The following is a 12,812-nucleotide window of genomic DNA, read 5'->3' on the forward strand; positions in this document are numbered from 1 at the left end:
TATTGAACAGTGTTCAATAACTTTGTGCCATATTAATAATATTTAATAAATCAACGAATGAAAAAAGCATTGATAACAGGGGCAAGCGGGGGTATCGGGTTGGAAGTAGCCCGGCAGCTTGCTTCCAAAGACTATAAAATAACACTGGTAGCCCGTAGTGAGGATAAATTGAACAAAGCAGTGGCAGGATTAGAAAATGAAGGCCATACTGCATTGGTCGCTGATATTACAAATAAAAATGATTTGCAAAAATTGCTAAATCTGCTTCGGACAGAAAGTTATGATGTCCTCATTAACAATGCAGGTGCTGGAATTTATGGCCAGTTTATTGATACCCCATTAGAAGATCAATTGGGCACTATGGAATTGAATATGAATTCTTTAGTTACTCTGTCATACGGATTCTTAGAAACTGCCGCTCCAGGAAATATCCTGGTAAATATTGGCTCCTTACTTGCCCATTCTTCTTTCCCCGGTGCAGCAGTTTATGCAGGTACCAAAAGCTTTGTTGCCAATTTCACAGAATCTTTGTGGTATGAGTTTAAACAGAAAGGTATATTTATAATGAATTTCAATCCTGGTGCTACAAAATCCGATTTTCACAAGCACGCCGGAAGACAAACCAATACCTTCCCGAATTTTGTGCTCTCCTCTGTAGAGGATGTTGCTAAAGAATTGGTTGTGGCATTAGAAAAGACCAGAAAGCCAAGGGTAGTGCAAGGCTGGAAAAACAGGTTAATGCTTTTCGGGTTTAGATTTTTAAGCAGACGTGCTGCCATCAATATTATGGGAAAAATAAGTCCCGGCATGGCTCACTAAATATATAAACTAAATTTTACGTTTTAAATTACTGATATGGGTATTGCAGAGAGAAAACAAGAGGAAAAACAAGAAATGACTACTCGGATCCTAAATGGCGCCCGTAAGGTATTTCTCGAGAAAGGTTATGAGCAGACAAGCATGCGCAATATCGCCAGTGAAATCAATTACAGCCCGGGCTTACTCTATTTCTATTTTAAAGATAAAAGTGATATTTTCCATGAACTGCACAGGGAAGGGTTTCGATTGCTGCTCAGCCAGTTAAAGGTTCTGAACAAGGTGGCAGATCCATTTGAGCGGTTAAAAGCTATGGGGCATGTTTTTATTGAATTTGCGCAGAATAATAAGGACTATTACAATTTGATGTTTATTGTTGAAGTACCCGCAAAAATGCCTGAAAGCAGCGGCTTTATGATAGCGCAGGAAGCGATTAGCCTTCTGGCTTCTACTGTAAAAGAATGTCAACAGAAAGGCAGATTTAAGGATATGGATGTTGAATATTTCTCATTTATGATCCTTTCAACATTGCACGGCATCTGTGCATTGTTCTGTAAAGATCGCACAGCCAGCTTTGCAAATAAGACCAATGAGGAACTTATGCTGCACGGTTATGAGTGTTTTGTTGCTTTGCTCGAAAAGAGCTAAGCTTTTTTTTACAATATTATTGAACAGTGTTTAAATTAATTACAGTGATTAAATTATCTGAGAACCGGGTGTTTCGAAGGCCTCTTCTTGTAGCCCTCTTCATCGTGACAATGCATCCGTTGAGGGCCCAAAGTAGGTTAGATGAATATATCCAGGAGGGGCTTTCCTCCAACCAGAGCATTAAGCAGCAGACTTTTATGCTCGACAAAAACGTATACGCGCTGAAGGAAGCTAAAAGCATGTTCCTGCCAGACGTCTCCTTTTTAACGACCTATACAAAAGCGGATGGGGGAAGAACGATAGATTTCCCAACTGGCGACCTGCTGAATAGCGCCTACGCCACGCTAAATCAGCTGACCGGAACTAATTCATTTCCTCAGCTCAAAAACCAGCGCATTCTGTTAAACCCCGATAATTTCTATGATGCTAAGTTTCGTACAACCTTGCCAATTCTTAATGCAGAACTTATCTATAATAAGAGAATTAAACTGCAGCAGGTGGATTTGCAAAAAGCAGAAGTATTGCTTTATAAACGTGAATTGGTAAAAGAGATTAAAACGGCTTACTATAACTATGTAAAAGCCATTAATGCCACTGAGATCTATAAATCATCACTTCGGCTTGTAGAGGAAGGTCAACGAATTAATACCGCCCTCTTTAATAATAGCAAAGTAAACCGTACCGCAGTTATACGAAGTACGAATGAAGTTTCGAAGATAAACGCCTCACTTATTGCTGCAACCAAAACGGCGGAGTCAGCCCGTTACTATTTCAATTTCCTGCTGAACCGTTCTTCAGCGGATAGCATACTGTTAGACGATATCATAGAATTACCGAAACAGGATTATCTGCCGGCTGATAATGTAAGTGGCAGAGAAGAACTGGCCAAGCTCAGGATAGCGAAAGATATTAATAGTAACCTGAACGGGCTGGCAAAATCATACCTCATTCCCAAAATAGGCACTTATCTGGATCTTGGTTCACAAGCTTTTAACTGGCAATTTGACAACCATAGTCGCTACTATTTCTGGGGAGTTTCGTTAGAATGGAATCTCTTTTCATTTGGCAAAAATTCTTACAAAATCAAACAGACGATTGCCGGCCGTCAAAGCATAGAGGCCCAGACTGATTACGTGGAGCAGCAGCTCACTACAGAGCTAAAAGTTCGTCAGAATGAGATGCAAAGCACAGTTGCCGAATATAACGCAGCACAATCAGAACTAAAAACCGCGCAAACCTATTACGATGATGTGTTGAAATTATACAAGGAAGGTATGGTCATTTATATTGAACTGTTGGACGCTCAAAACCAATTAATCAATGCCCGGTTGAATGCCAACATTGCCCTTTTCGATACCTGGATTTCTCACGCAGCTGTAGAACGCGCTAACGCCAGTTTCAATATTCAATAATAAAAAACAACTAAGATGAAAAAAATACAATTGCTCAGTCTTATCGCAGCAATATCAGTTCTATACTCTTGCAAAGAAGAAGACAAATCAAAAAATTCATTGGGAGAAACGGATATTATTCCTGTAAAGATTTCAGCTGTATCTGCATTAGGATTGCCTCATAAAATAAGTGCAACAGGCCTGGTAAGCACGGAAAACGAAGCCAAATATTCTTTCAAAATAGGAGGCGTAATTAACCGTGTTCTCGTAGAAGAAGGCCAATTCTTTAAGAAAGGTCAGTTGCTCGCCACACTTAATTCAACGGAGATTTCAGCTGGTCTGGAGCAAGCCAGTTTGAACGTAGACAAGACGCAACGTGACTATGTGCGGGCAGTGAACCTTTACAAAGACAGCGTTTTTACTTTAGAGCAACTGCAAAACACTAAAACAGCCCTGGATATTGCTCAGAAAGCAAAAGAAGCAATAGCTTTTAACGAACGCTATTCAAAAATATACGCGGCATCCGATGGCTTTGTAAGTCAAAAAGTCGCCAATGAGGGGGAAGTAATTGGACCGGGTATGCCAGTCTTTACAATTAACGAAACACGGGGAAACGATAACTATTTACTTAGGGTTGGTGTAACAGACCGTGAATGGTCCGTTATCAGTCTGGGACAGACCGCGAAAGTAACCCTGGACGGATATGCCAATAAAGAAATTGACGCTTTCGTATTTCGTAAGTCACAGACGGCAGATCGTGCACTTGGCTCCTTTCAGATAGAACTGAAATTGAAATTAAAGGACATAAAACCTGCTGTGGGCATGTTTGGCAAAGCGGAAATATTGACCAATCAGGATGAAAATGTAAAAGCCATCCCATACAGCTCTTTGGTGGAAGCCGATGGCGATAAAGCATTCGTATTTACACCCGATGGAACTGGTAAGGTTAAGAAGATTCCGGTAACTATTTCAAAGATTGACAATCAACAGGTTTACCTAAGAGAAGGACTTGGTGACGTGGAAGAAATTGTGATCTCCAACAGTGCCTATCTCAACGAAAAATCTACAATAAAAATTATCCGGTAATAATAACAGATATGAAGATTACAAACTTTGCCGTTAAAAATTATCAGTTCACGCTCATTATATTCCTGCTGTTTGCTGTGGTGGGTGTACTCACCTTGTTTACAATGCCGCGCTCGGAAGATCCGACCATCCATCCACCGGAATATCTCATAACTGTCATATATCCGGGTACAAGTCCTAAAGACATGGAAGAGCAAGTGGCAAAGCCAATTGAGAACAAAATTTACGGCCTGGAGAATATCGACAAAATGCTTACCACAGTTGAGGATGGGATTGCCGTGATCCAGCCCAAATTTAAGTATGGTGTTGATGTCGACAACAAGTACCAGGAAATATCTACAGAAATGAACGCCCTGAAAAACAGTGAACTTCCTAAAGATATTTACCTGATAAAAACAGAAAAGATTTCTTCTTCCGATGTCAAAGTTTTACAGGTGGCATTGGTTTCCAATAATGCTTCCGATAAATTGATGAGAGATGAAGCTGATATACTTAAGAGCCGACTGGAAAAAATAACCAACCTTAAAGAAGTCAAATATTTCGGAATGCCAGAGCAGGAAATCCGGATTGATGTACAATTGGATAAACTGGCACAACTAAAAATCCCGCTCAACCTGGTTGTGGGTAGTTTACAGAGTGAAGCGGCAGATATTCCCGGTGGCAGCATCAACCTCGACAGTAAAGTATTTAATGTGAAGACCAGCGGTAAGTTTAAGGATATTGAGGATGTAGCTGGTACCGTCATTTACAATGCGAACGGGAAAATTGTCTATCTGAAAGATGTGGCCGAAATTAGTTATAAGAACGAAACGGTTAATCATATTACACGTATAAATGGACATCGCTGTGTTTTGGTTACGGCAGCAATGAAGGACAATGTTAATATAGCTAAAGTACAGCAAGAGTTCCTTCCCATACTGGATGAATTTTCCAAAAGGTTGCCTTCTAATATCCGGCTGGTCAAAAATTTTGACCAGGCTAATATGGTTTCCCAACGATTAGGACATCTTGGATTTGATTTTGGCCTGGCTATTCTTTTGGTAGTGATTACCTTATTGCCATTAGGGTTCAGGGCATCACTCATTGTAATGATTTCTATTCCACTTTCTTTAGCACTAGGGCTTATAGCATTGAACATGTTAGGGTACTCATTAAATCAGCTAAGTATTGTTGGGCTTGTTGTTGCCTTGGGATTATTGGTAGATGACAGTATTGTAGTTGTAGAAAATATAGAACGATGGCTCAGAGAAGGGCATTCACGAAAGGATGCTATTCTAAAAGGTACAAAACAAATCGGGGTGGCAGTAATAGGCTGTACCGCTACATTAGTAATCGCCTTTTTACCCCTGGCCTTCCTTCCCGATACTGCTGGTGAATTTATCCGCAGCTTACCTATGGCTGTTATCACCAGCGTATTGGCATCAATGATCGTGGCTTTAACGCTAGTTCCGTTCATTGGAAGCCGGATATTGAAAACCCACACACATGGGGAAGGCAATTTCTTCCTTAAATATCTGCAAAGATTCCTGACTTACAGTTACCGGCGTATTATGCCCTTAGCTTTGAAATGGCCTAAAGTAACCATTGGGTTATCTTTAATAGTTAGTGCGCTGGCTTTTTTCTTATTTACCAAAGCAGGATTCAAACTTTTTCCCACCTCCGAAAAGCCAATGTTCCTGATCAATATCAAAATGCCTCTGCAGGCTGATATTCCCGAAAGTGACCGCGTGACTAAACTCGTAGAAGATGAATTAAAGCAGCACAAAGAGATTGTTTATTATACAAGCAATGTAGGTAAAGGCAATCCACAGATATATTATAACGTACACCAACAGGACATTAAGCCCGACTTTGCCCAGATATTTATACAGATGGACCAGGAGGCTAGCCCTAACTCAAAGATAGATTTAATCAGGCGGCTAAGACAAAGGTTTAAGGATTTTCCTTTTGCGAAAATCGAAGTCAAAGATTTTGAACAGGGCACGCCAATAGAGGCTAACATAGTAGTCAGGGTTTTTGGAGAAGATCCAGATAAACTGCGTGAGCTTTCCTTTAAGGTGGAGAATATTCTGCGGAACCATCCGGGTACCGTTTACATCAATAACGAGTTAAATACCTACAAATCGGATGTAAAGATAAAAATAAACAAAGAAAAAGCCCGCACCTTAGGTGTGCTTACAAGTGATATTGACAAGGTGATCCGATTGGCGGTAGCGGGATTAACCGTTGGTGATTATATCGATGACAGGGGTGACTCCCGCAACGTTGTCATAACGCTTGCAAGGGATAAATTTTCAAATTTAGATGCATTCAAAAACCTATACGTAAATAACATACAAGGTGTTCCTGTATTAGTTAGCCAGATTGCAACTATTTCTTTTGAAACATCACCGACGGCTATAAATCATTTTAATAAATCCCGTTTTGTAAAGGTTACCTCTCTAACCAAGGAAAATGTATATGCCAATGATGTACTAAAGGACATTGTTCCGCAACTTAACGAACTTAAAATGCCTCCTGGCTACTATTACAAGCTATCAGGCGAGGCAGAGTCGGAAGGCGATACCCTGGGAGGTAACTTCCTTTCGGTTATCCTGTTAAGTGCATTCCTCTTTATTGGGGTTTTATTATTACAATTTAAAACTTTTAAAGGCATCATCATTGTGCTGTCAATTATCCCATTGGGAATTTTCGGTGGGGTAGTAATGCTGCTTATCACGGGCAATCCGATGTCACTGGTTTCCATCATTGGATTTATTGGCTTGTCGGGTATACAGGTCAAGAATTCGCTACTGCTCGTTGATTTTACGAATCAATTGCGGGTTGAAGGATATAGCATAGATGAAGCGATTAGTATGGCAGGTGAAACCCGTTTCCTACCAGTTGTACTTACCTCGATAACTGCTATTTGCGGATTAATTCCTCTTGCTATGAACCCCAATCCACTTATAGCACCTTTAGCAATCGTGTTAATTGGAGGACTGATAAGCTCTACAATACTTTCCCGGATTGTAACACCTGTGATGTATAAACTAATTCCACCAAAAGTTGAATCAATACAATAAACTATTACTAACGTAAAAGCAAAGAATAATGAAAGAATATATATTGCTCACAGCAGCATCGTCAGGCATTGGTTACGAAATCGCAACTCATTAATCGCCCGAAAATCGAACTTGCTCTTGGTTGCCCGTAGCGAAACCCAATTGCGACAAATGCAAAAAGGAACTAACTACCAATCACGGAATTTTGGTTAAATAAATCGTGAGTGATTAGGCAAGACCTTTTTATGAAGTATACTCAATTTGTAAATGATAGTGTTCTTCTTAATAAAAAATATGGGAAGTAAAGAAAGAAAAGCAAGGAATCGGGCGAATATGCATAAAGATATTCTTCATGCAGCACTGAGAATTGTTAGAGAGGAGGGGCATCGGTCGCTGAGTCTGAGAAGACTGGCTAACGATATTGAATTTTCCGCTACTGTCTTGTATCTTTATTTCAAAAACAAGGAGGCTTTATTAGTCGATCTGGCCAAGTTTGGATATCAGCAACTTAATACAAATATAGATAGGAACTGCAATAGTATAATTGATCCGAAGAATAGATTAAAGGCAATGCTTACGATCTATTGGCGCTTCGCAACCCGTGAAAAGGAGCTATACCTTCTTATGCAGGAGACTGGAATGAATCTAAACGAATTAGAGCCGCTATTCCCGGAAATGCTGACATTTATCAACTCGATAAATCAAGCAATTACGAAGGTTGATGGAAAAGGAAATAATACAGATGTCTTTTTGAAACACAAGTGTTATATGGCAATTGCTATTGTACAGGGGCTTGCGGCGCTCAATTTAATTCACAAAGATTTGGATGCTCTCTCCCAATCTCAGATGCTGGATGATGCGATTGATAGCCTGATAGATTCTTTAAACTAACTAATAACAGAGGCTGCCTCACAAAAACTGTTGAGCAGCCTCTGTTCAATAACGCAACAGGATTTATTTGTTGTTGCAAGAAACATGCTTTTGAGGCAGTACATAAAAGTGCATCCAAAAAAAAAGATTTATCCAGTTTACAATTTTGGCAACTGTTTAATACAAATATCGTTAGAAACAGGAAGGATAATTTGGTCATAGCAGGCGTAAAATAGTGAAGAATAAGAAATACCAACTGCTTAACCTCTAGGTAATCTGCTTAAAATTTACCATCTTGTTGTTCATCAGTAAACAATCAAGAGCTATTATTTTCGTGAAAGCACAGGTAACAAGAAGAAATTTCATCGGCCTTATTGGCATGAGCGGACTAGGTCTCGCTTTGAAAGGCAGTGCTTTCGCAGCTGCCCGTTCTGTCGTTGCTGGCGTTCCATTGGAGGCCAGTATTGAAATCGACTTCACCCATCCGGAGGGCTATATAGACGATGGCATTTATGGCCAGTTCATAGAATATCTTGGCAGAGCCATCAACGGAGGGATCTTCGAAGAAGGCTCTCCGCTGTCTGATGCCACAGGCGTCCGCAAAGACGTACTGGAAAAAATACGTGGTTTACAACCAAGCGTACTAAGATATCCCGGTGGCACCTATACCAAGATCTATCACTGGATGGATGGTATAGGTCCGCTGGCAGAAAGACGCAGCCGACCCAACCTTATATGGGGTGGTGTGGAAGATAATCACTTCGGTACGGATGAAGCCATCGCTTATGCAAGAGAATTAGGGGCAGATCCCTATTTTGCGGTCAATATGGGTACCGGTACGGCGGAAGAAGCAGGCAACTGGGTCGAGTATTGCAACGGCACACAGGATACCTATTATGCGAATCTGCGCCGCAAAAACGGCCATTCCGATCCTTTTAATGTAAAGTACTGGGGAATAGGCAATGAAGAAGCTGCCGGTCCGGATATCGGCCATTTACAGGATGTAAAAGAGTTTGTAAAAGAAGCGTGGTTGTATACCAAGCCCACCCACCACCCGAAAAATTGACCCTATAAACAAAGTAATTCGGCCTTTACAACAAAGTTGACCGACAAAATGCTTTCTAGTTTTGCCCTAATAAATTTTTTAGAAATGGGACAAAATAATTACAACGGAGCATTACAAAAACCAATAGGTTCTGGCTTCAACGCAACATCAACAACTACAGCTGTAATCAAGGGAATTGACCTAAGAGGCAAAACAGCAATCGTTACAGGCGGTGACGGAGGTCTTGGTTTAGAAATCACCAAAGCATTAACTTCGGCAGGAGCAACAGTTATCGTTCCAGCTAGAGATGTGGAAAAAGCTAAGGAAAATCTAAATGGAATTACCAATGTAGAAGTAGAAACATTAAACTTGACGGAACCTGATTCCATTGACTCATTTGCTGAGAAGTTTTTGGATTCGGGCAGACCGTTGTATATGCTTATTAACAATGCAGGTATTATGTGGACGCCTCTACACCGTGACGTACGTGGATATGAAGGTCAATTTTCTACCAATCATTTAGGGCATTTTCAACTTACTGCAAAACTTTGGGATGCATTGAAAAAAGCAAATGGAGCAAGAGTGGTGAATGTTTCGTCTTCAGCACACCATTACTCGCCTGTTATTTTTGACGATATAAACTATAACACAAGGGAGTACAACAAATTTGAAGCTTATGGACAATCTAAAACAGCAAATGTACTTTTTACAGTAGAATTGGATAAAAGGGCACAGCAATTTGGCGTTCGAGCTTATGCGTTGCATCCTGGTTTGAGTTTGGAAACCAATTTGGGCAGGCATTTAACGTTTGAAGATTTTGTTGTCTTAGGTATCTTAAATTCTGACGGAACACCTAACCCTGAAGCTGAAGCCGCAATGAAAAAAATACAAAAAAGTAAGGAACAAGGAGCAGCAACCTCGGTGTGGGCTGCAACGAGTCCCCAACTTCAAAACATTGGAGGTGTGTATTTAGAAGATATTGAAATTGCAAAATACGATAAAACTAATTATGATAGTGATGCAGCCTATAAAAGCCCTGGCGGATTTGCTGGTGTTGCACCTTTTGCATTGGATATGGAAGCAGCACAAAAACTCTGGACACTAAGTGAAGAATTGACTCAGGCAAAATTTGATATACATTAATCGAAACTAATGAGGCTCACATTGCTGAGCCTCTTCTTTTCTTTACCTTTGCACTATGCCAATAAGACAAATAAATAATAACGCTGAAATTGTTTTCACCTGTAGTGAATCCATACTCTACAATACCGAAATGATTGTGGAGGAACATTCTGTTGTTCGTGTATTGGCAGGCGAATTAAAAGTTATACAATCAAATAAAACCTATGTTTTTGGCGCAGACGAAACGTATTTATTTCCGAGAAATCGGCTGGCTACATTAATAAAATCAGAAAAAAACGGACTGCCTTACAAAGCCATTGTAGTAAAACTTACTCAAGACGTTTTGAGAGCTTTTTACGAGCAAAAAAAATTGCAGGCTGCTATGGTTTCTAAAACCGATCATATCATTCCATTGCCCAAAAGTCCTTTGCTGGACAGCTTTTTCAGTTCGATGCTGCCGTATTTCGACTTGGACTACAAATTGCCACAAGAACTATCCCAATTGAAAATTCAGGAAGCGATTACCGTTTTGCGATCCATAAACAGAGACATCGACAACATTTTATCCGACTTTTCGGAACCGCATAAAATTAACCTTGTCGAATTTATGGAACGCAATTATATGTTCAATATGCCAATAGAAAAATTTGGTTACTTAACAGGGCGTAGTTTAACTACTTTCAAACGGGACTTTAAAAAGGCATTTAATACGACACCTCAAAAATGGCTGACCGAAAAGCGTTTAGAGCTTGCCTATTATCAACTGACAAAAAAAGGCAGAAAACCTATTGACGTTTTCTACGAAGTTGGCTTTGAAAACCTATCACATTTTTCTTACGCTTTTAAAAAACAATTTGGACAGTCGCCAACAGAACTGACAAAAAAGAATTAAATCTATCCGACCTCTCCTCTTTTTCATTAAATTTTACTGACAGCCGACACGGACAACTTTGTTTTTAATGTCGCAATATACTCTTCCAGGTCACCCACTTCCAGTTGTATCCGGTTCCATCCGCCAGCCAATCCTGTCAAGAGTTTGATGAGCGGGTAGCGCTTGTTACCGGCTTGCGCACTTCTACCCGGAAGAAAGATATATAATTAAAACCGGCGGCTATAAAAACCAGTCCAATGACTTTGGCATTCAGCGCACAAACACAGTATATGCCAAACAATGCGAGTATAAGTCCCATGCTGGCTACTCTTACATTGGTGAGCTCAACATTTTTATCTGCGATACGGATCGTCTTTTTCGGGAAACGGAACCGCTTACTAAAATCTGTCTTATAGGTCAGGATGATATTGATAATGGAGCAGCAGGTGATCAGACCGGCCACCAGTGATGCCTGCACTACTGTAAAGTCAATAAAAAACACGGCAGCCTGGGACAGGAGCACAATAGCGAGGGCAATGTACAAATAGATCTTCATCGAATGTTGTTGGTTAAATGCCCGAAGCTACATATAATCTTAAAACCCTGCAACTTACCGTCCTCAGTCTCGGCGATTACACGCTTTTATTTGTGAAGAAAACATTACCGCAACAGGAGCTTGTCATTGGTATTATCGAAACACATTATATTTGGACACCCGCGCCCCATCGAAGCGCCATATATCTATGATAATCAAAAATATAGCAATTTTATCCCTGCTGCTCCTGGCTGTTTGTGAGATCACTACTGCGCAGACAACTATAACATTTGAAGTACCAGAAGGAAAAAATGTGATTGACAGCATACAGATCCATAGCCCCACCAATAATAAACTCCAGACAATTCCCTTTAAGAATAACATCCGCATATCATTTACAGAAAAATTCCCCGAGCGATACATGTTCATTTATCTCGAAGGAGATATAATAAGAGAGACATCGCAGTACTGGATAGATACCGGCAACATCAGGATAGTAGTAAAAGGAGGCGAGCCTGGCGATTCGACCTATACCCCAATAACGGAAACGATAATCGGATCACCGCTCACTTATAAGGCTATTGATTTTCTGGAGAAACGTAGTTCCATGGAGCGCTCAAAAGATACCGCCGCTGTAAACAGCTATCTAATCCGCTTCTACAAGGAGAATATGAACAATCCTTTATCCTTTGTTGCAGGAGATTTTTTCTACCTCTACAATAGAGAGAATAACATCCAACAGTTTACACAGATCAATTCACTTGATGAACTGCAAGACAGTGTCATCAAAAAGAATGGTTTTTATGCAAAAATGCTCAACCACAGATTATGGACTAAAGCGCACTTCCTTATCAACTTCTTTAACACACAATCTTTTAACAATATACACGGAGGAACGGTAACAGGTCTGATTCGACCTATATGGGTGAATGTCCTGTTTTTCCTGAATGATAAAACGCCAGCGGCTCTTAAAGAATTAGCAGCTCTTAAAAAGGCACTCCCCCGCTTCACTTCTCAAAAGATCAATTTGTTAATTGCTGTTAACAAAGTCCATTATCCTTCCTGGAAGAACAGATTGATGAAGCTCCATGTTAAGGATATTATTTTGGTGGACGGCGATACATTTTTTGACCAGACAAGCTTCTCTCCCTTTACAAAGTTCTATTTTATCGAATATGGCAGAAAGCTCTCCGGCTATTATGATTCTTTCGACGACGTGAAAAAGATTTATTCCAGCCACTACGAAGGCTCTCTGTAAAAAAGAAGACATGGATTCGCCGATACATCTTTTCATAGCAAGAGCCAGTCAGTTTCCGACCGGCTCTTTGATCTATTATTGCACATGACAATTAGAGGGATTAACAGCAATGAGTGTCAGACCTGC

11 protein-coding genes are annotated in these 12,812 nt (G+C 40.3%); 10 read left to right on the plus strand and 1 reads right to left on the minus strand.

The window, feature by feature from the left end:
* Window positions 1-57 precede the first annotated feature (57 nt).
* From F3I09_RS23940 to F3I09_RS23980, 9 genes are all read left to right on the plus strand, one after another.
* The gene (locus tag F3I09_RS23940; protein ID WP_149697579.1) at window positions 58-819 is read left to right on the plus strand and encodes an SDR family oxidoreductase; all 762 of its coding nucleotides are present in this window, start codon (window positions 58-60) and stop codon (window positions 817-819) included.
* Between the two features lie 36 nt (window positions 820-855).
* Complete coding sequence (locus F3I09_RS23945) at window positions 856-1,464, plus strand: TetR/AcrR family transcriptional regulator (protein ID WP_149697580.1); 609 nt, start codon at window positions 856-858, stop codon at window positions 1,462-1,464.
* Window positions 1,465-1,490: 26 nt separating this feature from the next.
* The gene (locus F3I09_RS23950) at window positions 1,491-2,876 is read left to right on the plus strand and encodes a TolC family protein (RefSeq protein WP_223233359.1); all 1,386 of its coding nucleotides are present in this window, start codon (window positions 1,491-1,493) and stop codon (window positions 2,874-2,876) included.
* A gap of 15 nt (window positions 2,877-2,891) precedes the next feature.
* Window positions 2,892-3,941 carry an efflux RND transporter periplasmic adaptor subunit gene (locus F3I09_RS23955; RefSeq protein WP_149697581.1) on the plus strand — a complete coding sequence of 350 codons (1,050 nt, stop codon included), beginning with the start codon at window positions 2,892-2,894 and terminating at the stop codon, window positions 3,939-3,941.
* An 11-nt stretch (window positions 3,942-3,952) separates the two neighbouring features.
* Window positions 3,953-7,006: an efflux RND transporter permease subunit gene (locus F3I09_RS23960; RefSeq protein WP_149697582.1), complete on the plus strand. Its 3,054-nt coding sequence runs from the start codon at window positions 3,953-3,955 to the stop codon at window positions 7,004-7,006.
* 273 nt (window positions 7,007-7,279) lie between these two features.
* Entirely contained in the window at window positions 7,280-7,876 is a 597-nt protein-coding gene (locus F3I09_RS23965; RefSeq protein ID WP_188133934.1) for a TetR/AcrR family transcriptional regulator, read from the plus strand.
* A gap of 274 nt (window positions 7,877-8,150) precedes the next feature.
* A complete protein-coding gene (locus F3I09_RS23970) occupies window positions 8,151-8,921 on the plus strand; it encodes a hypothetical protein (protein WP_149697584.1) in 771 nt (256 codons plus the stop codon).
* Window positions 8,922-9,005: 84 nt separating this feature from the next.
* Window positions 9,006-10,043 (plus strand): SDR family NAD(P)-dependent oxidoreductase, encoded by a 1,038-nt coding sequence (locus F3I09_RS23975; RefSeq protein WP_149697585.1) that lies wholly within the window; start codon window positions 9,006-9,008, stop codon window positions 10,041-10,043.
* Window positions 10,044-10,098: 55 nt separating this feature from the next.
* Window positions 10,099-10,914 carry an AraC family transcriptional regulator gene (locus F3I09_RS23980; RefSeq protein ID WP_149697586.1) on the plus strand — a complete coding sequence of 272 codons (816 nt, stop codon included), beginning with the start codon at window positions 10,099-10,101 and terminating at the stop codon, window positions 10,912-10,914.
* A gap of 136 nt (window positions 10,915-11,050) precedes the next feature.
* Here the strand turns inward: F3I09_RS23980 and F3I09_RS23985 are convergent, their stop codons facing one another.
* Entirely contained in the window at window positions 11,051-11,449 is a 399-nt protein-coding gene (locus tag F3I09_RS23985) for a hypothetical protein (RefSeq protein ID WP_149697587.1), read from the minus strand.
* Between the two features lie 187 nt (window positions 11,450-11,636).
* Here F3I09_RS23985 and F3I09_RS23990 point away from each other — a divergent pair, with 187 nt between their 5' ends.
* On the plus strand, window positions 11,637-12,686 hold the full coding sequence (locus tag F3I09_RS23990; protein WP_149697588.1) for a hypothetical protein: 1,050 nt from the start codon (window positions 11,637-11,639) through the stop codon (window positions 12,684-12,686).
* Window positions 12,687-12,812 lie beyond the last annotated feature (126 nt).

The sequence above is a fragment of the Chitinophaga sp. CF418 genome (genome assembly GCF_900142925.1).
Lineage (GTDB): Bacteria > Bacteroidota > Bacteroidia > Chitinophagales > Chitinophagaceae > Chitinophaga.